18 protein-coding genes are annotated in these 18,218 nt (G+C 57.5%); 9 read left to right on the plus strand and 9 right to left on the minus strand.

All coding sequences use genetic code 11. From position 1 onward, the window contains the following. Positions 1–52: 52 nt before the first annotated feature. Positions 53–505 (minus strand): YaiI/YqxD family protein, encoded by a 453-nt coding sequence (locus tag MDHKLMBL_RS04365; protein ID WP_062785464.1) that lies wholly within the window; start codon positions 503–505, stop codon positions 53–55. A gap of 284 nt (positions 506–789) precedes the next feature. Here MDHKLMBL_RS04365 and MDHKLMBL_RS04370 point away from each other — a divergent pair, with 284 nt between their 5' ends. Both MDHKLMBL_RS04370 and MDHKLMBL_RS04375 read left to right on the plus strand, forming a co-directional pair. Then, positions 790–1,362, plus strand: a complete 573-nt coding sequence (locus MDHKLMBL_RS04370) for a histidine phosphatase family protein (protein ID WP_104270204.1) — start codon at positions 790–792, stop codon at positions 1,360–1,362. 40 nt (positions 1,363–1,402) lie between these two features. Then, the gene (locus MDHKLMBL_RS04375) at positions 1,403–1,741 is read left to right on the plus strand and encodes a zinc ribbon domain-containing protein YjdM (protein ID WP_014576332.1); all 339 of its coding nucleotides are present in this window, start codon (positions 1,403–1,405) and stop codon (positions 1,739–1,741) included. Positions 1,742–1,744: 3 nt separating this feature from the next. Here the strand turns inward: MDHKLMBL_RS04375 and MDHKLMBL_RS04380 are convergent, their stop codons facing one another. Next, positions 1,745–2,464, minus strand: a complete 720-nt coding sequence (locus tag MDHKLMBL_RS04380) for a tellurite resistance TerB family protein (protein ID WP_092030228.1) — start codon at positions 2,462–2,464, stop codon at positions 1,745–1,747. Positions 2,465–2,690: 226 nt separating this feature from the next. Here MDHKLMBL_RS04380 and MDHKLMBL_RS04385 point away from each other — a divergent pair, with 226 nt between their 5' ends. Together MDHKLMBL_RS04385 and MDHKLMBL_RS04390 are read left to right on the plus strand one after the other, a co-directional pair. Next, positions 2,691–4,967, plus strand: coding sequence for a putative bifunctional diguanylate cyclase/phosphodiesterase (locus tag MDHKLMBL_RS04385; RefSeq protein WP_104270205.1), 2,277 nt, complete (start codon positions 2,691–2,693; stop codon positions 4,965–4,967). 95 nt (positions 4,968–5,062) lie between these two features. Next, positions 5,063–5,572, plus strand: coding sequence for a copper chaperone PCu(A)C (locus MDHKLMBL_RS04390; protein WP_092030225.1), 510 nt, complete (start codon positions 5,063–5,065; stop codon positions 5,570–5,572). Between the two features lie 40 nt (positions 5,573–5,612). On the opposite strand, the gene MDHKLMBL_RS04395 is transcribed toward MDHKLMBL_RS04390, so the two are convergent. Next, positions 5,613–5,789, minus strand: coding sequence for a DUF2897 family protein (locus MDHKLMBL_RS04395; protein ID WP_075267673.1), 177 nt, complete (start codon positions 5,787–5,789; stop codon positions 5,613–5,615). A 64-nt stretch (positions 5,790–5,853) separates the two neighbouring features. Next, complete coding sequence (locus MDHKLMBL_RS04400) at positions 5,854–6,684, minus strand: M90 family metallopeptidase (RefSeq protein ID WP_092030223.1); 831 nt, start codon at positions 6,682–6,684, stop codon at positions 5,854–5,856. Between the two features lie 146 nt (positions 6,685–6,830). Between MDHKLMBL_RS04400 and MDHKLMBL_RS04405 the strand changes: the two genes are divergently transcribed. The 4 genes from MDHKLMBL_RS04405 (at position 6,831) to MDHKLMBL_RS04420 (ending at position 9,631) form a co-directional block, all read left to right on the plus strand. Next, positions 6,831–7,502: an SDR family oxidoreductase gene (locus tag MDHKLMBL_RS04405; protein WP_092030222.1), complete on the plus strand. Its 672-nt coding sequence runs from the start codon at positions 6,831–6,833 to the stop codon at positions 7,500–7,502. 114 nt (positions 7,503–7,616) lie between these two features. Further along, positions 7,617–8,657, plus strand: a complete 1,041-nt coding sequence (locus MDHKLMBL_RS04410) for a GGDEF domain-containing protein (protein ID WP_014576339.1) — start codon at positions 7,617–7,619, stop codon at positions 8,655–8,657. Between the two features lie 22 nt (positions 8,658–8,679). After that, a complete protein-coding gene (locus MDHKLMBL_RS04415) occupies positions 8,680–9,135 on the plus strand; it encodes a CopD family protein (protein ID WP_092030220.1) in 456 nt (151 codons plus the stop codon). A gap of 25 nt (positions 9,136–9,160) precedes the next feature. Then, complete coding sequence (locus MDHKLMBL_RS04420) at positions 9,161–9,631, plus strand: MaoC family dehydratase (protein ID WP_092030219.1); 471 nt, start codon at positions 9,161–9,163, stop codon at positions 9,629–9,631. 18 nt (positions 9,632–9,649) lie between these two features. Here MDHKLMBL_RS04420 and MDHKLMBL_RS04425 read toward each other — a convergent pair whose 3' ends face one another. Further along, on the minus strand, positions 9,650–10,504 hold the full coding sequence (locus MDHKLMBL_RS04425; RefSeq protein ID WP_053114677.1) for a PA4780 family RIO1-like protein kinase: 855 nt from the start codon (positions 10,502–10,504) through the stop codon (positions 9,650–9,652). Positions 10,505–10,610: 106 nt separating this feature from the next. On the opposite strand from MDHKLMBL_RS04425, the gene MDHKLMBL_RS04430 reads away from it, so the two are divergent. Continuing rightward, the gene (locus tag MDHKLMBL_RS04430) at positions 10,611–11,471 is read left to right on the plus strand and encodes a DUF6544 family protein (protein WP_092030217.1); all 861 of its coding nucleotides are present in this window, start codon (positions 10,611–10,613) and stop codon (positions 11,469–11,471) included. Positions 11,472–11,493: 22 nt separating this feature from the next. Here MDHKLMBL_RS04430 and MDHKLMBL_RS04435 read toward each other — a convergent pair whose 3' ends face one another. From MDHKLMBL_RS04435 to MDHKLMBL_RS04450, 4 genes are all read right to left on the minus strand, one after another. Further along, on the minus strand, positions 11,494–11,913 hold the full coding sequence (locus MDHKLMBL_RS04435) for a universal stress protein (RefSeq protein WP_104270206.1): 420 nt from the start codon (positions 11,911–11,913) through the stop codon (positions 11,494–11,496). A gap of 138 nt (positions 11,914–12,051) precedes the next feature. After that, positions 12,052–13,434, minus strand: coding sequence for a sodium-dependent transporter (locus MDHKLMBL_RS04440; protein WP_104270207.1), 1,383 nt, complete (start codon positions 13,432–13,434; stop codon positions 12,052–12,054). 56 nt (positions 13,435–13,490) lie between these two features. Continuing rightward, positions 13,491–14,678 (minus strand): amino acid aminotransferase, encoded by a 1,188-nt coding sequence (locus tag MDHKLMBL_RS04445; RefSeq protein WP_104270208.1) that lies wholly within the window; start codon positions 14,676–14,678, stop codon positions 13,491–13,493. Next, positions 14,671–18,189 carry an indolepyruvate ferredoxin oxidoreductase family protein gene (locus MDHKLMBL_RS04450; protein WP_104270209.1) on the minus strand — a complete coding sequence of 1,173 codons (3,519 nt, stop codon included), beginning with the start codon at positions 18,187–18,189 and terminating at the stop codon, positions 14,671–14,673. The genes MDHKLMBL_RS04445 and MDHKLMBL_RS04450 overlap by 8 nt, the downstream gene beginning before the upstream one ends. Between the last annotated feature and the right edge of the window lie 29 nt (positions 18,190–18,218).

Here is an 18,218-nt window from a genome sequence, read left to right on the forward strand (position 1 = left end):
AATAAGGCGGGAAGGGTAGCGGATCTGCCCAGGTTTTAAAATAGAATCATTATCAACTGCGTTTGTTTCTTTGCAGCCAACGGTCAAGCTTGTCGGCAAATTCCTTGCGGTCGGTCTGGCTGAAAGGGGCGGGGCCTCCGGTGACCTGGCCGGCATTGCGCATTTCTTCCATAAAGTTGCGCATGGCAAGGCGCTGGCGAATATTCTCTTTGGTGAAGGCCTGGCCGCGGGGATTGAAGACGTCGGCGCCTTTTTCAATGGCTTCGGCGGCCAGGGGAATGTCCTGCGTGATCACGAGATCGCCTTCGTGCATCTGGTCCATGATTTCGTTGTCGGCCACATCAAAGCCCTGGGGGACCTGTCGGCGCTTGATGTAAGGGCTCGGTGGCAGGGTGATGGCGTGGTTGGCGATGAAGGTGGTGTCGATTTGCCAGCGGGTGGCGGCGCGGCAGAGGATTTCCCGGATTGGAACGGGGCAGGCGTCGGCGTCGACCCAGATTGGCATGATGGTTCCTTCTGTTTGCGTGGTTCTGTGCAGAGTTTACCTTTTGTTGATATGAGCCTGATAGATATTGCTCGCGTATCTCTTGCAAGGCTGCGGACATTGGTGCTGGAGGCATTGGGAGCCCCCTTCCAAAAACCGCTACGAGCACGTCCATGTGCGCTTGTTTCAGGCCATCCTTGGCCTTCAACATTTTTGGAAGGGCTCTCCCAATGCCTCAATCGGACATCGTCAGTTCATCCGCGCATTGCACAGCTGCATAGGATTTTTTTCAGGAGGTAACAATTATGCTTGCCAGATCTATCCTAACCGCATTTCTGGCGGTCGCCATGTGTTTCAGCGTTTCCGCCGCCGATAACAACGAAGAAGCCTGGGAGGCTCTGAGAGACGGACGGGCTGTTCTGATGCTTCGCCATGCCTTGGCCCCGGGGACCGGAGATCCTGGCAACTTTGATATCAACGATTGCAGCACCCAGCGGAATCTGAACGACGTCGGTCGTGAGCAGGCGCGGGCGTGGAAGCCGTTTCTGGCGGACCATGGTATTACGGACGCGCGGGTGTTCAGCAGTCAGTGGTGCCGTTGCATGGATACCGCAACCGGGATGGACATGGGGAAGGTAACGGAGTGGCCGTCGCTGAATTCTTTCTTTCGCAACCGTGGCGATGGTCCGCCGCAGACGCGGCAGACGATTGCTCTGGTGAATGAGTTGGAGGACGGGGCACCGGTGATCATGGTGTCGCATCAGGTGAACATTACGGGCCTGACCGGGATTTTCCCTTCGTCGAACGAGGGCGCGATTATCGCCCTGCCTCTTTCGGAAGATCCGACGGTGCTGGCGAGGGTCTCGCCCGGGCGTTGATGGTATAATCCTGCGCCCATTCAATTAACAGGAAATGATAATGTCGCAGCTTCCGCCATGCCCGCAGTGCAGTTCCGAGTACACCTATGAGGACGGCGTTCAACTGGTTTGTCCCGAATGCGGGCATGAGTGGTCTGAGGCGGAGGCTGCGGCGGCTGACGCCGCGAAGATGATTCGCGACGCCAACGGCAATGAGCTTCAGGATGGTGATACGGTTACGGTCATTAAGGATCTGAAGGTAAAGGGCTCCAGTTCCGTCGTTAAAGTTGGCACCAAGGTGAAGAATATCCGCCTGGTAGACGGCGATCATGATATCGACTGCAAGATCGACGGTATTGGTGCCATGAAACTGAAATCGGAGTTCGTCAAGAAAGCCTGACGACTACCCTGCTGTTGCACTCTGGATCTGTTGTTCCAGTTCCCTGGCAAGACCCGGGTCGAGCTGGAGGGCGCTGGCGAGTTGATCCAGCCAGGCCCGCTCCATGGGGTTCTGTTCGTCGATCATGACCGCACTGACGATGTAGATTTCCCGGCTGGCCTGGGGTGAGTCGGCATTGCGTGCCAGGGCAGTGGCGTCCAGAGGGGCGTCGAACTGCTGCTGAATCCAGGCGTGAAGTTCGTCATCTGGCCCCAGTTTTTCAATCTCCTGGGTAAGCAGCGCGCGTTCGTTGGCGTCTATGTGGCCGTCAGCGCGGGCTGCCATGATCATGGCCTGGAGTATTTCAAGTCCCCGTTGTTCCTGCGCCTGGCCCTGCAGTTGCTCCAGTGGCTGGCCCTGCTGTGCCAATGCCGGTTTCGCCGGGCTCTGACTGTTGGTCTGATAGTTCTGATAGGCTTTCCAGGCCAGGACACCCACGCCTGCCAGGGCACCGTATTTGAGGGCTTTGCCGCCCATCTTTCGGCCGCGCTTGGAACCCAGCATCATGCCGAGGGCTCCGCCGCCCAGCAGGCTCTTTACGTCGATGCCTGAACCGGATCCCTGGCTGCCCTTGAGTTGACTGCCAAGGCTGTTCATCATTTTGTTGACGTCCATGCCACTACCCTGGGACTGGCCACCCTGAGCCTGCTTCATTACCTGGTTCAGTACAGACATCACGTTCATAAACACACTCCTTTAAGATCGACTGCCGTTCAGCTTTTCAGAATAGTACACCCGATACCCTGATCGGTGATGGACGCGGAATTACTCTGTTGTCACGAATCGACGCATTTAGTTCCATGGGAATTAACAGCCTACAAATTAGCGGTAAATAGTAATGCGCTTTTCAGGCTCTCCCGTATACTGACGCAAAGCCGTTGTTCAACCTCCCGAATTTCTGGAACTGCTTTTGGCAATTCTCAAACGCAATCTTTGGACACTCTTCGCTCTTATCCTCCTCGGTGGTGTGTTGCTCCTCAGTGTCGTTCTGTTCTTTCGTTGGCAGGGCCTTATTTCGGACGAGAAGCTTTACCAGACCGCCCGTGTCGAGCTGGTTGCTCAGTCTGTAGACAGTATCCTGCGAACCCAGGAGCTGGTTCTCGATGTAATTGGCCGCGAGTTGCTCAATCAGGACAACCTCCTGTCAGGCAGTCGACAGATCCCCTTGCTCGACAGCATCCTCGCCGCCAACCCCATGCTCGTGGGCTTTGGATTGGCCAGGCCGGACGGCACGCTGGTTCGTGTCAGCACCAACCTCGATCTGTCGACTCTTCCAAATCTGAGAACCGATCCCGAGACCCGTGACAGTTTCCTGGGAGCACTGTCTTCCGATGCGATGGTCGTGGGCCGGACCTATTTCGTAGACGCCCTGGGCGCGTGGGTTATACCGATCCGAAAAGCGATACGTTCCCCGAGTGGGGAAGTCGTTGCCGTCATGACAGCCGGCATGCGGCTTGATGGCCGTGGTTCGGTTTTCGGCAAGACACTGCATGACGGCGACTCTGACACCGTAATGTTGTTCCGGGAAACCGATGGCTATGTTCAGTTCATGTCGGCTGACGGCATTGGCCCGCAACAGTATTCGCAAATCCGGGTGCCGATGGACCAGAGGGAGATAAATCGGGCAGCGTTTGAAAAGGAGCTCGGCAAGAGCGTAGAGGAGGTCATGCAGGGCAGTGATTCAGTGGTTATCCGAACCCGACGCCAGGGTGAGGATTATCTGACGGCTGCTGTCTTCAACGCCCGTTACCAGTTGTGGTCCATCTCGGAAACCCGGTTCGCTCCGCTTTACCGGGAATTTCTCCAATCCCTGTTGCAGTATCTGCTGACTTTCCTGGTTTTCGGGATTGTTTTCTACAAGGGGTTCCGGATTATCGACAACGCCGAGAAGAAGCGGCGTCTGGAGCTTTCTTACCTCTCACGGCACGATGATTTGACCGGGCTGTTGAATCGCAATGGGCTGCTGGACCGCCTCGACAACCTGGTTCCGGATAGAAAACCGTTCTGCCTCATTGTGATCAACATTGATAACTTTAAAGGCATCAATGACCGGTTTGGGCTGGAGACCGGCGATGAAACCCTTCTGGAATTCGGTCGTCGGCTCGCCGAACTGGTTGAAAGCCGGGACGATCTTGCCCGGCTTGGTGGCGACGAGTACGCCATTGTGACCCCGAACACCAATCTCGACGATGTTGAAAAAGCCTGTGTGTCGCTGGCCGGCAACCTGTCCCGCACCTTCGAGGTGGGCCGACTGAGGTTGCAGGTAACGGCGAGTATTGGTGTGGCCTGTTTTCCGAATGACGGAGATTCCCTCAGCAAGCTGATTCGAAGTGCCCATCTTGCGCTGTACGAGGCCAAACAGAGCCGGAACGACGTCTGCATTTACCGCAGCGAGATGGAAATGGCCTATCTTCGCAGGCTGTCGGTCGAGCAGCGTCTCAGGTATGGCCTAGCATCGGGCTCACTGTACATGGTCTACCAGCCTCAGGTAGATCAGACCGGAAAAGCGGTCGGGCTGGAAGCGCTTGTTCGCTGGCAGGATGAGGAACTCGGCTTTGTTTCGCCCGCGGAATTTGTCGAGGTCGCTGAAAAAAGCGGGCTGATGGTTCCGCTCGGGCGCTTTGTGCTTGAAACCAGTATCCGGGAATACAGCCTGTTTCGTAACGAGGTCGGCGGTTTCGTGGACCTGTCTATCAACATTTCTGTTATCCAGTTTCGCCAGCCAGACTTTGTTGAAACAGTGCTTGAGGTTCTGGCAATGCACCGTGTGTCGCCTGGAGAGCTGGTTCTTGAGATCACCGAGAGCCTGTTCATGAGTGACTTTGAGAGAGTGCTGAAAACGATCGAACGATTGCGAGAGAAAGGGATACGGATCTCGATGGACGATTTCGGAACGGGTTACTCCTCGCTCAGTCTTTTGCGTAAGCTGCCGCTTGACGAGTTGAAAATCGACAAGAGCTTTGTCGACACCATTCTGGAAGACGAAAAAGCCGCGAACATGATCCGGAGTATTATTGCCATTGCCCGGAGCCATAACATGGAGCTGGTTGCCGAGGGTGTTGAAGAGGAGGCCCAGGCCAGCGCCCCGGTCGAGATGGGCTGTCGACGTTTTCAGGGTTATTACTTCAGTCGTCCGGAGACCCTGGACAGACTGAAAGCGAACCCGGCTCTCGCCATCGGGCATTGACCCGGTCTGCGACCATTCGTCGCACTGAAAAGCTTGGATCCGGGGCCTACCCTTTCTATCCTTTGGTTTTGAACCATCGACAAGGAACACTGGACATGAAGTATTGCCTGAGCGTGTTTGTGCTGGCACTGGCCCTGGTTGCCCCGACAGCATTTGCCCATGATTACAGCCATGGCCCGGTCACGGTCGATCATCCCTGGAGTCGGCCTACACCGCCTGGCACGCCCATGGGCGTGGGTTACATGAGTATCTCCAACAGCGGCAGCGGTGATATTACCCTGGTTGGGGCCGCAACCCCGAGGGCAGGTAACGTATCGATCCATGAGACCAGCATGCACGATGGTGTAATGCGAATGGCACCGGTCAAGGGCGGGCTCGCCATACCGGCAGGTACCACCGTGGAGTTGAAGCCCCACAGCTTTCACCTGATGCTGGAGAAACTGAAAAGTCCGTTGCGCGAGGGTGAGAGCATTCCCTTGACCCTGACTTTTGAGGGTGCCGACGAAATGCAGGTTGAGCTGAATGTCGAGTCGCTGGATGGCGAGATGATGAAAAGCGAGAGCATGGATCACTCGGGCAAAAGTATGGACCACAGCGGACACTGATCGAACCTGCCCGGGGCAGTCTTCGCGGCTGCCCCCAAACCTACCACTCTCTGTCTTCGGCGCTCTCCTCGGCCTCGATCTCCGCCTTCCGGGCCTGGATTTTCTTCATCTTTTCATCGGAGATTTTCATGCTGTGGGCATTGTCACGCAGTATCATCAGGCTGCCCACGATCAAGGCAAGGGCAACAACTATGAATATCCATCCTATGGCTGGCATGTAAACCTCCACCAACTGATCCGCTTTCCTACATAGTGGACCACGCATTGATTTGCCACAACTGTCATGCATCCTCCCAGAAAGCCGTTGGATCGAGCCGGTAATACCCTTGCAGGGCCTTGTAGACCTCGGGCTGTTCTCGCTTGAGATGGCGCGGCTGCTGGAAAAATGCCTCGGTCAGCACTGCGAAAAATTCTGCCGGTTCGGTAGCGCCGTATGGATCAAGCCAGGATCTATGGTGGTGCCGGAGGGAATGCCTGAGGTCTTCGTAGGCCGTCGTCATGGAACTTTGCCAGTGCCGGGCCTGCTCTCCACTCAGCGGCGGTGCCCCGTCTGCGGTGCCGTCCAGGTAGTCCAGCTGGTGTGCAAACTCATGGAGCATGACGTTATGGCCGCTGTGCGGGTTCCGGGCGGCCTCCTGACATTCTCGCCAGGCCAGCACCACCTGGCCCCTGCTTGAGGCCTCGCCGGCCCGTATTTCATTACTTTCGCTGACAATCATGCCATCGCTTTCAATGTCTCTGACGTGATAGGCATCGGGATAGACCAGAATGCTGCTTACCTCGTCAAAATCTGAATAGGGGCGGGCAAGAACCAGCAAACAGGCGTGGCCGGCAATGGTCACTCTCACCGCGTCGTCCACCTCAAAGCCGTCACAGCCATAGAATTCCTTCTCGGAGAGAAAAAGCTGGACCCGTTGCTCCAAGGTTTGCTTGAGGGCTTCAGGAAGCCGTCGGTAAAGCGGCACGTTCGCATCAAGATGCTCGCGCCAGGATGTTGGAAAGGGGGCTCTCAGTTCCCGTTCCCTCCGCAAGGCGCGGTAGAAGAAGAGGTAGAATACGGTTGCTGCGATCAGGGTCACTGCGAAGACTGCGAAAACAAGTGCTGCTGACATGCTGCTCCCGGCGACCATTGATTGAATTACCCCGTATCTTACAGAAAAATTGGATCTGCACGCAGTCAGGGCCCGTATTGCTGGTTGTTCTACATTGCAGGGGATGTGAAGCTGCATGAACCGTATTGATCGTTGAGGAGGCTGATATGTCCGATAATTCCACTGTTGTAATCACCGGGGCAAACCGGGGCATTGGTCTGGAGCTCGCCCGGCTCTATGCAGGCCGCAGCTGCTCGGTAATCGGCGTGTGCCGGGAGGCCTCGCCGGAGCTGGAAGAGGTTGCGGCGAGGATCATCGACAGTGTCGACGTGACGACCAATGAGGGTGTGGCAAGGCTCGTGGCCGGTCTTGAGGGCCAGTCCATTGATCTGCTGATCAACAATGCCGGTCTGCTGCAGGACGAGAAACTGGGCAGTATCGATTTTGATTCCATCCGTACGCAGATGGAAATCAACGCCTACGCTCCACTGAAAATCGCTGAAGCCCTGTTTGAAAAAATCCCCTCCGGAGGCAAAATCGCCAACATCACCAGCCGCATGGGCTCTATCGCCGACAACGACTCTGGCGGCCGCTATGGGTACCGTGCTTCAAAGGCGGCGTTGAATGCCTTTGGCAAGTCCCTCGCGATGGATCTGAAACCGAGGGGTATCGCGGTGGCCCAGCTGCACCCGGGTTATGTTCAGACCCGAATGGTGAATTTTGGTGGGTTGATTACTCCGGAAGAATCGGCAAAAGGCCTGGCAGAGCGGATTGATGGCCTCACCTTGGAGAATACCGGGTCGTTCTGGCACAGCAACGGCGACGAGCTGCCGTGGTGATCCTGAAAACATTTTCATTTGTTTGCATTGGAGTGAGGCAGGATTCTGTTTTAACGAGTACTCTTGTTACCTAAAAAAGGAATTCTGCTGTCGATGAAAAGTGCGAGTGCTCCAATGAATTATGAGCCTGAGCGGGAACGCAGGCCCCAGTTCTGGCGTTTGGCCATGCGATGTGCCCAGATCGCCGGGACTGTAGATGTCATCTTTTTCTTTCTTTTTCATGCATTGGGTTCGCCGGTTCTGGCATGGATCAACGTGGTTAGCGTGGCCATGTATGCCGGCGCCTACTACGCACTCAAATACCATAAAAACAAGATTGCGGTCGTACTGATCTGGGCAGAAGTGCTCGGGCACGCCGGCCTCGGTACCGTTCTTATCGGCTGGGAGAGCGGTTTCCATTATTACCTTCTTATGTTCATACCGGCGATCTGCGTTTCCGCGTCCCGAAGATGGGCGGTTTATGCGCTACTCACTCTCTGGGGATACTACGTCGCGCTCGATGCCTTGATGTGGTACATCGAACCGTTGCAGCCAATTCCGCAGACAGCCCTGAACATAGTCCATCTGTTCAATCTGAGCGTGGTCTTTGCAATGTTCAGTTACCTGGCTTCCTATTACCTCAGCATGGTTGTTTCGGCACAGCGCAAGCTTCGCGAAATGGCAACAACGGACTCATTAACCGGGCTTTTCAATCGCCGTCATATGACCTACCTGGCTGAAAAAGAGGTATCGCGGTTCCGGCGCAGCGGACACCCGGTCGGTTTCCTCCTGCTGGATGTCGATCATTTCAAGTCGATCAATGATGCCTTCGGACATGAAGCCGGTGACAGGGTACTCGGCTGTGTTGCCGATGTGATCCGGGAAGAATTAAGGGCTCAGGATCTGATAGGTCGATGGGGTGGTGAGGAGTTTCTGGTCATTCTTCCGGATACGAATGCTGATAAAGCGCAAGCAAGCGCGGAGCGGATACGAAAGGCGTTTTTGGCAAGGGACTGGCGCGCAGTTATCGGCGGTGATATCGATGTTACGATCAGCATCGGGGTAAGTGAGCTGCGAACTGGCGAAGACCTGAGTGCCGCGGTCAGCAGGGCTGATGAAGCTCTTTACCGCGGTAAAACGGGCGGCCGTAACCGGGTAGAACTGGAAACCATCTGAAGCCAAAGCAAGGGGTAGGTTTATGAGTCTGGCAATTGCACTGCATGTTCTGTCCGCGGTTATCTGGGTTGGCGGTATGTTCTTCGCCTACATGGCGATGCGTCCGGCCGTGGTTGAGGTGGTAGAGGCCTCCCAGCGTGGCCATCTTTGGTCGAAGACGCTTGAACGGTTCTTCCGCTGGGTCTGGCTCGCGGTTGTGCTGCTCCTGGTTACCGGCTACTGGATGATTTTCAGTGTGTTTGGCGGTATGGCCGGTGCTGGCTGGCACATTCATGCCATGCAGACGCTCGGGCTGGTGATGATGCTGCTTTACTTTCACGTGTATTTTGCGCCTTTCCGACGGCTCAAGCAGGCGGTTGCAGACAAGGATCCGCAGGCTGGTGGTGTTCAGGTGGGAAAGATTCGCCGTCTGGTCGGTATCAATCTGATTCTCGGCCTGATTGTGGTCGCCATAGGGTCTGGCGGTCGGTACCTGTAAGGCTGAGCGATCGGGGACCGATACCATGTCTGATATTCGAAAGAGAGCCATTGCAGGCCTGAAAGCCGGCGATTCGTTTACCCTGGTGCGTACGTTCACCGAGGATGAGACTCTGTCCTTTGGGGAAATCAGCCGCGATCAGAATCCGGTTCACTACAGCGATGAGTTTGCCCAGGCCAAGAACCTGCAGGGAAAGATCTGCCATGGCTTGCTGGTTGGCGGGATGATCACGGAAGTGGGTGGGCAGATTGGCTGGCTGGCGTCCGGGATGAATTTTCGCTTCCGCCGGCCAGTGTATTTCGGTGATACCGTCACCTGTGTATTCACCATCACCGAAGTGGATGCAAGGAATCGGGCCCGGGCCGAAGCGGTGCTCTCGAATCAGCATGGTGAGCCGGTTATCGAAGCCACGCTAACGGGTGTTCTACCCGGGCCGAAGGAACAGCAGTTGATGTCAGCAATGATCAGCGAAGAGAGAACCACGTCTGCCGGCTGACCAGCACCGGCTAAGGCGTCAGTCCTCCTCGGCGTCCCTCATCCGTTCCTGTCGCTCCCACTCTTCCTCTTTTGCCGCATCGATGATTTCCATCAGTTCGTCGACGTTGGCAGCGGTGTCATCGTGCTGGAAGCAGCCCGTGAGCTTGCTGTCCGGGTGCAGGTCGCCTGACTCGTAGAGCGCCCAGATCTCCTTGCCATAATCGGTGTTCAGCAGTTCCGGCGCGAAGCGTCCGAAATAGCGGCGCATATTGTCGACGTCGCGCTCCAACATGCGTTCCGCGTTGTTATTGCCGGACGCATTGACGGCCTGGGGAAGATCAATAATGACAGGACCGCGGGCATCGACCAGCACGTTGAATTCCGACAGATCCCCATGGATCAGACCGGCGCTCAACATACGGACAACCTCTCGGATGACCTGGCCGTGGAAGTCGCGGGCCTGTTCCGGGGACAGGGTGACATCATCCAGCCTGGGCGCGGCCTTGCCATCTTCATCCGCCACCAGCTCCATCAGCAGTACACCGTCCACGAAGCCCAGAGGTTCGGGAACCCGGACACCGGCGGCGGCAAGCCGGTAGAGGGCATCCACCTCGGCGTTGAGCCAGGCATCTTCCTGTTCCTTCTGGCCGTACTTTGTCTTCTTGCTCATGGCCCGGGCTCGACGACTGTTCCGGACCTTTCGTCCTTCCTGGTATTCCACCGCCTGCTTGAAACTCCGCTTTGTCGCTTCCTTGAAGACCTTGGCACAGCGCGTCTGGTCTCCGCAGCGCACAACATAAACCTGGGCTTCCTTGCCGCTCATGAGCTGGTAGAGCACTTCGTCCACCATGCCGTCATCGACAAGTGGTTGTAATCTTTTTGGTACTTTCATAAAACCTTTCAGGCTGACAGTGAGTCGGGCAGCCACGTTCGTTGATCTGGAACAAGGCCGGATTCGGGCAGGGCAGGGACAATGACTGCTACGGAGCATAGCTTACATGAAAATCTTTTTCCTGATCCTGTTGATTCTGGTGGTTGCAGTCACCGTCGCCCTCTGGTTTTGGCGTCAGTCTGACCACACCGCAGACCGGGCTGTCATTACCGGATTGGCAACGCTGCAGCCGGCTGCCCCGGAGCGCTTTGATCTTGCTCTTCTTGAGGGTTTGCCGGAGCCAGCCCAGCGGTATTTCCGTTACACCATTCAGCCTGGTACCCCGCTCTATACCGTGGCCCGTATCTCTATGAACGGAAAATTCGGTATGGGCAATCGGGAGTCGCCCGACTACGTGCACATGCAGGCCACCCAGGTGCTGGCCATGCCGGAAGGGTTTATCTGGAAAATGAGCGCCCACAGAGGCCTGCTCGGGATTTCCGGCTCGGACACTGACCAGTGGACGCGGTTCTGGCTGATGGGCCTATTCCCTGTTGCCCGGGCGGGTGGTGATGCGGATCATGCCCGTTCGGCATTCGGCCGTTATGTGGCAGAGGCGGTTTTCTGGACGCCGGCTGCCCTGCTGCCGGGGCCCGGCGTTTCCTGGAAGCTGGTCGATATAAACACGGCCAGGGTGGTTGTTCGTCATGAGGGCATGGAACAGGCAGTGGATGTTGTCGTTGCCGGCGACGGCCGGCCGCTCCAGGTGAGTTTTGACCGGTGGACCAATGCGAATGCGGAAAAAGTCCATCGCTTGCAGCCCTTTGGCGGCTACCTGTCAGAGTTTCGGGAGTTCGAAGGCTTTGTATTGCCGACCCAGGTGGAAGCCGGGAACTTCTTTGCCACGGAGGATTACTTTCCCTTTTTCATTGCCAGGGTAACGGGAATTGAATTTCCAAAGCATGACGCAACAGGGCATCCGGAATAGTGTCTCGGATGCCCTGTTATCTTTACCGAACGACTAAAACCGAAATATCGCTGTGTTTAACGATATTGGCGCCGTTCGAATGGAGAATGTGTAGCCGGTCGCCAATCCCCGGCGGATGTGAAGCCATCACTACCAGATCTGTCCCGGTTGTTTTGATCGCCTCAAGCAACTTGTCTTCAAGCTCCACGGCGGTATCAGCAGATTCAATCACCATGCTGTCGGTATTGATCCCGTGGGATTTTCCCTGCTCCTCCGCAAACACCCTCAGTTTCTCTGCGAGTTCTTTCGGGTTGTGCGCGGCCGCTCCCGGGGTGCTGTTGGTGACGGTGACGTAGCACAGGGTGGCGTTGTAATGCTTGGCAATATCAATGGAGGTATTGAGCGCCTTCACCATTTTATCGGTATGGGCGAGGTCGACCGGAACGAGGATCTTGCTGTACATAAGAGTTCTCCTTTTCCGCATGCGATACAGACTTGGGTCTGTTGTCCTGAATTCAGATTGGCAGTGCCCTGTTGGGTATGTCAAAAAAAGCCCGGTGAAGTTCACCGGGCTTTTGCGGTTGGAGAGGCCGGATTCGTTTTACAACAGGTTGTACAGGAAAACCACGGCGATACCGGCGGGCGTCAGATACCGGAGTACGAACATGAATGCCTTATAGCTGCTTCCTTGCAGACCAATATCGGCCGGCAGACCCTCACGTTTCATCGCCCATCCGGCAAACAGCGCAATGGCGAGTCCGCCGAGAGGCATCATCAGGTTGGAGACGAGGAAGTCGAGCAGGTCGAAGACCGTCTTGCCCTCGAAGAACGGAATAAAGCCAAGCGGGTGCACACTTTCCCAGACGTTGAAGGACAACACGGTACCGATACCGATAAACCAGATGGCGAGCCCGCCACCAATGGCGCTTTTCGCTCGACTCACGCCTTTGTGTTCTTCCAGCCATTCGACTACCGGTTCCAGCATGGAAATGGCCGAGGTGATGGCTGCTACCAGTAGCAGGGCGAAGAAAATGGTGCCGAACAGCGCACCACCACTCATCTGGCCAAAGGCCAGTGGCAGGGTCACGAAGATCAGGCCGGGCCCTGCCCCTGGCTCAAGGCCATTGGCAAATACCAGGGGAAAGATGGCCAGCCCCGCGAGAAGCGCAACGCTGGTGTCCACGACGGCAATGGTCATGGCGGTCCGCGCAATGTTTACGGTTTTTGGCAGGTAGGAGCCATAGGCCATCAGAACACCAATACCGATACTGAGCGTAAAGGCGGCGTGCCCCAGGGCAGTCAGAACCCCCGCCGTTGTCAGTTTGCTGAAATCCGGCGAGAACATGAAACTCACGGCCCGGCCAAAGCTGCCGCTGTTCATGGCATAGATCACCATGGCAACCAACAGCACGAACAACAGAGGCATCAGCATATTCACAGCTTTCTCAAGCCCCGAGCGAATGCCCCTGCCAACGATGAACACCACAATCACCATGAACACCGAGTGCCACATCAGCAGTTCCCAGGGGTTGGCAAGGAGCCCGCCGAACTGGCCGCCGATGGCTTCGGTATCTGCTCCGGTAAACAGCCCGGTTGCGGCCTTGCCGATATAGACCAGGGCCCAGCCGCCAATCACGGCGTAAAAAGAAAGCACCAGGAAGGATGCAATTACCCCGTTCCAGCCGATGGCTCTCCAGCCCCTGGCTGTGCCTTCACTTTTGGTCAGGGTGCGCATGGTGGCCACAGGGCTCTGACCGCCGCGCCGACCAATCATGGTTTCGGCAATCAGTACCGGCACGCCGATCAGGAAGATACAGGCCAGGTAGATCAGAACGAAGGCGCCGCCGCCGTTCTCGCCAGTAATGTACGGAAACTTCCAGATGTTCCCGAGGCCAACGGCTGAACCAGCCGCAGCCAGGATAAAGGCCATCCGTGAGGACCAGAGGTTATTGGCCTGCTGGTGTGGTTGGGTACTCTCACTCATTCTTCTCTCCGGCTAATTGTTTTTGTCGGATTGATTGGTTGTTGTCGAAAAAGTATTTACTTGCCGAGCACCTCGCGCAGGGCGGAAGCGACTTGTGGCAAGACGTGGTCGTTCAAACCGGCAACGTTTACGCGGCTGCTTTCCAGCATGTAGATGCCGTGTTCCTTCCGTAACCGGCCCACCTGCTCCGGACTGATTCCGAGGAACGAGAACATGCCTCGCTGACGGGCGATGAATTCGAAGTCGCCGAACGATGAAAGCGCGCCGGCAAAAGCGTGGCGCAGATGCAGGATGCGCTCACACATACCGTTTAGCTCCTGTTGCCACTGGGCTCGCAGGTCGTCATCGCCAAGGATGGTCTCCACTATTGAGGCGCCGTGGGCCGGTGGCATTGAGTAATGCGACCGGATGACGCTCAGCAGCTGGCTTGTGGCGGCGGCATTCACGGTTGCGGTTTCCGAAACCAGGGCGAGGGCGCCGGTGCGCTCCCGGTAGAGGCCAAAGTTCTTGGAGCACGAGGCTGCGATCAGCATTTCAGGTACCGCACTGGCCAGGTGCCTCAGACCAGCTGCATCCGCGTCCAGGCCTTCGCCAAGGCCCTGATAGGCCATGTCCACGAAGGGCAGCAGGCCTTTGCGCTGGATCAGGCTGGTCACTTCCTGCCACTGGGCTAGGCTCAGGTCCGCGCCCGAGGGGTTGTGGCAGCACCCGTGCAGCAACACCACGTCGCCCGCATCCGCCCGTTCCAGGGTTTCCAGCATGGCGCCGAAGTCTACCTGCAGGGTCTCTGGATTGAGGTACGGATATTCGCGAATAGTCAGGCCGGCGCCACCGAGCAACGGCAAGTGGTTGGCCCAGGTGGGCGTGCTGACCCAGACTTTTGTATCGGCTTTGCACAGACGCAGAAACTCGGCCGCCATACGCAGGGCGCCGCAGCCGCCCGGTGTCTGGATGACCGATACGCGACCGTCGCGGACCAGTGGGCTGTTGCTGCCCAGGATCAGCTCCGCCATGGCGCTGTTGAAGCCGGTGGAACCGGCAGGGCCCACGTAGCTCTTGGTGGTTTCGCCCTCAAGAAGGCGACGCTCGGCTTCATGCACGGCGGCCATGATAGGCGTATTGCCGGCGTCATCCTTATAGACACCGATGCCCAGATCCACTTTGTCCGGTCGATCGTCTTCACGGAAGGTCTGCATCAACTGCAGGATCGGATCCTGGGGCAGGGGCTGGAGTGCTTCAAACATGATTGGCCTCCTCGTTAGCCTGTTGGGTGCGAATCAACGTCGGGCGACCGGTATCCAGCGCCTTGATCAGTTGCGTCTGCTTTTCACGAATGCTTTCTGCCGCTTGCTCCCGCACAGGGCCGTACCCGCGGACATCGGCAGGCAACTCGGCAAGCTGCAGGAGGGTTTCGTAGTTGCTGGCGTTGAGCTCACGACCGATCCGGTCTACCAGGCTCTGATAATCCTTCAGCATGGCCCGATCCAGCTTGCGGTCGGCGGAATAGCGGAACGGATCGATTGCGGTTCCGCGCAGGCCGCGAAGTTTCGCCAGCAGCCGGAAGGCCCGGAACATCCAGGGGCCGAACCGGCGTTTTTTCGGGCGGCCCTGGGCATCGGTCTCGCCGCTGAGCAGGGGCGGGGCCAGATGGAAGTGGACTTTGAAGTCACCCTCGAAGGTTTCATTCACCTCTTTCATGAAGTCGGTTTCGGCAAACAGTCGCGCGACTTCGTATTCGTCCTTGTAGGCCATGAACCGGTACAGCTGCTGGGCTACTGCACGAGTCAGCAGCAGGTTGGTTTCACCGAGGGACTCCTCAGCCTTCCGGACCCCTGCAACTGCGTCCCGGTATTGGTCGGCCCAACGCTGGTTCTGGTAATTGACCAGGTGCTTATGCCGGGTATTGATGAGTTCGTCCAGGGTTGGTTCGGGTTTGACCTCAACCACCTGGGCATTACTGTCATCCAGCAGATCCGTGACTGCGCTCGGATCCACGGCCGCCAGCCGTCCCCAGCCGAAGGCTTCCTTGTTCCGGTCGATGGCGACGCCGTTCAGCTCAATCGCCTTCATCAAAGCCGCCTCGGACAGGGGCAGCAGGCCTTTCTGCCAGGCAAAACCGAGCATCATCACGTTGGAGAATACGGTATCGCCCATCAGCTTTTCGGCGATGCCATTGGCGTCCAGCTGATCAAAGTGATCCTCGCCCACGGCGTTCTTCAGTAGCCCAAGGCGCTTGTCGGCCTTCATATCGGCGTCGCGGAAGAGCACATAGTCGGCAGTAGGCAGTTCCGCTTCGTTGGCAACGATCCGGGTGTGGTTTGGCCGGAGAACGCTCAGGGCCTTCTGGGAAGACGCTACGACCAGATCGCAGGCGATGACCGCATCGGCCTGGCCATTGCTGATCCGTACCTGATGGAGCTTGTCCGGAGACGGTGCCATACGAACGTAGCTCAGCACCGTGCCGCCTTTCTGGGCGAAGCCCATGAAATCCAGTACAGAGGCGCCGCGCGACTCCAGGTGGGCCGCCATGGTGATCAGTTGGCCAACCGTCACCACGCCCGTACCGCCAACGCCGCCCACCAGCAGATCATAGGAGCCGGTCATTTCCGGCAATTTGGGAGCTGGAATATCAGCCAGCTTGCGGGTGAGTACGGAGCCGGTGTCAACGCCGCGGGATTTGCGCAGCTGGCCGCCTTCGATGGTCACGAAGCTTGGGCAGAAACCGTTAACGCAGGAAAAGTCCTTGTTGCAGGATGACTGGTCGATCTTCCGCTTGCGTCCCAGCTCCGTCTTGCGGGGAACCACCGAGAGGCAGTTGGACTGCACCGAGCAGTCGCCACAGCCTTCACACACGTGATGGTTGATAAAGGCCCGCTTGGCCGGATCCGGGAACTGCTTGCGCTTGCGACGGCGGCGTTTCTCGGCGGCACAGGTCTGGTCGTAGATCAGTACGGTACAGCCGGGGATATCACGCAATTCCCGCTGCACCTGGTCGAGCTCGGACCGATCGTGGAAGGTGACGTCCTTGGGAAACAGGTCATGATGGCCATCGTATTTCTCGGGCTCGTCGCTGAGAACAACAACCCGATTGACCCCTTCTGCGGCCATTTGCTGGGCAATCCTGTCGACGGTGATCTGCCCGTCGACGGGCTGACCGCCGGTCATGGCGACGGCGTCATTGAACAGAATCTTGTAGGTAATATTGATGCCGGCAGCTACCGCCTGACGGATAGCCATGGAACCGGAGTGGAAATACGTGCCTTCACCCAGGTTCTGGAACACGTGGGGGTTGCCGGTGTAGCGGCTCTTGCCAATCCAGTTGACGCCTTCGCCACCCATCTGGATGAGGGATTCGGTGTTCCGGCCCATCCAGGACGCCATGAAGTGACAGCCAATGCCGGCCAGGGCCTTGCTCCCCTCCGGGACCTTGGTGGAGGTGTTGTGTGGGCAGCCCGAGCAGAAATAGGGCATACGCTTGACGCCGCCCGGATCCTGGGCGTTGGTCATGGCACTGATTTCAGCCATGCGCTCGCTGAAGTCCACCTCGAAGAAGCGACCAAGACGGGCTGCGAGGAAGCCGGCAACCAGTTTGGGGCTCAATTCGCCAACGTACGGGATCAGCGGGCGGCCCAGCTCATCCTGTTTGCCGATAATCAGAACCTCGCCGGGACGGTCCGGCTCGGACATGTACTCCTTGATCTGGCTCTCGATAATGCCGCGCTTTTCCTCGATCACGAGGACTTCTTCCTTGCCGTGCACGAAGTCCAGGATGCCGCGGCGCTCCAGGGGCCAGACCATGCCCACCTTGTAGATATCCAGACCCATGTCCCGGGCCTTGTCTTCGTCAATACCGAGCAGATCGAGGGCTTCCAGCAGGTCAAGGTGCCCCTTGCCGGTGGTGACAATACCAAAGCGGGCTTCCTTATTGTCGAACAGGCACCGGTCAATGCGGTTGGCCCGGGCAAAGGCCTGAACGGCCGCGAGCTTGTGTTCGATGCGGGTTTCCAGCTGGGGGCCGGGCAGATCCGGCCAGCGGTAATGAAGGCCGCTTTCCGGCGCGGTGAAATCGTCCGGAGTGACAAAATCCGGTGCTGGCGGAATTTCCACAGAAGCCGCGCTTTCCACGGTTTCCGAGATGGCCTTGAAGCCGACCCAGCAGCCACTGTAGCGGGAAAGGGCATAACCCCAGAGACCGAATTCCAGGTATTCCGCGATGTTGGCCGGGTTGATGGTGGGCATGAAGAAGCTCATGAACGCCACATCGGACTGGTGGGGCATGGACGATGACACGCAGCCATGGTCGTCGCCCGCCACCACCAGCACACCGCCATGGGGGGAGGATCCGTAAGTGGTGCCATGTTTCAGGGCGTCGCCGGCTCGGTCCACGCCCGGGCCCTTGCCATACCAGAGGCCGAATACGCCCTCTACCTGACGGTCTTCATCGGTTTCTACCTGCTGGGTACCCAGCATGATCGTCGCGGCAAGATCCTCGTTGATGGCGGGAACAAAATCGATCCGGTTCTCGTCCAGCAGGTCTTTCGCCTGCCAGAGTGCCTGGTCGACCGCACCGAGGGGGGAACCACGGTAGCCACTGACCAGGCCGGCGGTATTCAGGCCTTGCTTGCGATCCAGGGCAGCCTGCATCAACGGAATTCGGACCAGGGCCTGTGTGCCGGTCAGGAACACCCGACCGGATTCCCGCAGGTAGCGGTCTTCGAGTTTGTAATCGTCGAGTTGTGGGGTATCGGCGGACATGGCGCCCTCCTTTTTGTCGATTTTATGAC

This window comes from Marinobacter flavimaris, from assembly GCF_002933295.1.
GTDB classification, from domain to species: domain Bacteria; phylum Pseudomonadota; class Gammaproteobacteria; order Pseudomonadales; family Oleiphilaceae; genus Marinobacter; species Marinobacter flavimaris.

What these genes read in the sequence shown, in the direction of transcription:
- MDHKLMBL_RS04425 (WP_053114677.1), bottom strand. Translation starts at nt 10,504, where the DNA reads ATGAAAGTACCAAAAAGATTACAACCACTTGTCGATGACGGCATGGTG.
- MDHKLMBL_RS04430 (WP_092030217.1), top strand. Translation starts at nt 10,611, where the DNA reads ATGAAAATCTTTTTCCTGATCCTGTTGATTCTGGTGGTTGCAGTCACC.
- MDHKLMBL_RS04440 (WP_104270207.1), bottom strand. Translation starts at nt 13,434, where the DNA reads ATGAGTGAGAGTACCCAACCACACCAGCAGGCCAATAACCTCTGGTCC.
- MDHKLMBL_RS04435 (WP_104270206.1), bottom strand. Translation starts at nt 11,913, where the DNA reads ATGTACAGCAAGATCCTCGTTCCGGTCGACCTCGCCCATACCGATAAA.
- MDHKLMBL_RS04370 (WP_104270204.1), top strand. Translation starts at nt 790, where the DNA reads ATGCTTGCCAGATCTATCCTAACCGCATTTCTGGCGGTCGCCATGTGT.
- MDHKLMBL_RS04445 (WP_104270208.1), bottom strand. Translation starts at nt 14,678, where the DNA reads ATGTTTGAAGCACTCCAGCCCCTGCCCCAGGATCCGATCCTGCAGTTG.
- MDHKLMBL_RS04380 (WP_092030228.1), bottom strand. Translation starts at nt 2,464, where the DNA reads ATGAACGTGATGTCTGTACTGAACCAGGTAATGAAGCAGGCTCAGGGT.
- MDHKLMBL_RS04405 (WP_092030222.1), top strand. Translation starts at nt 6,831, where the DNA reads ATGTCCGATAATTCCACTGTTGTAATCACCGGGGCAAACCGGGGCATT.
- MDHKLMBL_RS04375 (WP_014576332.1), top strand. Translation starts at nt 1,403, where the DNA reads ATGTCGCAGCTTCCGCCATGCCCGCAGTGCAGTTCCGAGTACACCTAT.
- MDHKLMBL_RS04415 (WP_092030220.1), top strand. Translation starts at nt 8,680, where the DNA reads ATGAGTCTGGCAATTGCACTGCATGTTCTGTCCGCGGTTATCTGGGTT.
- MDHKLMBL_RS04390 (WP_092030225.1), top strand. Translation starts at nt 5,063, where the DNA reads ATGAAGTATTGCCTGAGCGTGTTTGTGCTGGCACTGGCCCTGGTTGCC.
- MDHKLMBL_RS04400 (WP_092030223.1), bottom strand. Translation starts at nt 6,684, where the DNA reads ATGTCAGCAGCACTTGTTTTCGCAGTCTTCGCAGTGACCCTGATCGCA.
- MDHKLMBL_RS04450 (WP_104270209.1), bottom strand. Translation starts at nt 18,189, where the DNA reads ATGTCCGCCGATACCCCACAACTCGACGATTACAAACTCGAAGACCGC.
- MDHKLMBL_RS04420 (WP_092030219.1), top strand. Translation starts at nt 9,161, where the DNA reads ATGTCTGATATTCGAAAGAGAGCCATTGCAGGCCTGAAAGCCGGCGAT.
- MDHKLMBL_RS04410 (WP_014576339.1), top strand. Translation starts at nt 7,617, where the DNA reads ATGAATTATGAGCCTGAGCGGGAACGCAGGCCCCAGTTCTGGCGTTTG.
- MDHKLMBL_RS04395 (WP_075267673.1), bottom strand. Translation starts at nt 5,789, where the DNA reads ATGCCAGCCATAGGATGGATATTCATAGTTGTTGCCCTTGCCTTGATC.
- MDHKLMBL_RS04365 (WP_062785464.1), bottom strand. Translation starts at nt 505, where the DNA reads ATGCCAATCTGGGTCGACGCCGACGCCTGCCCCGTTCCAATCCGGGAA.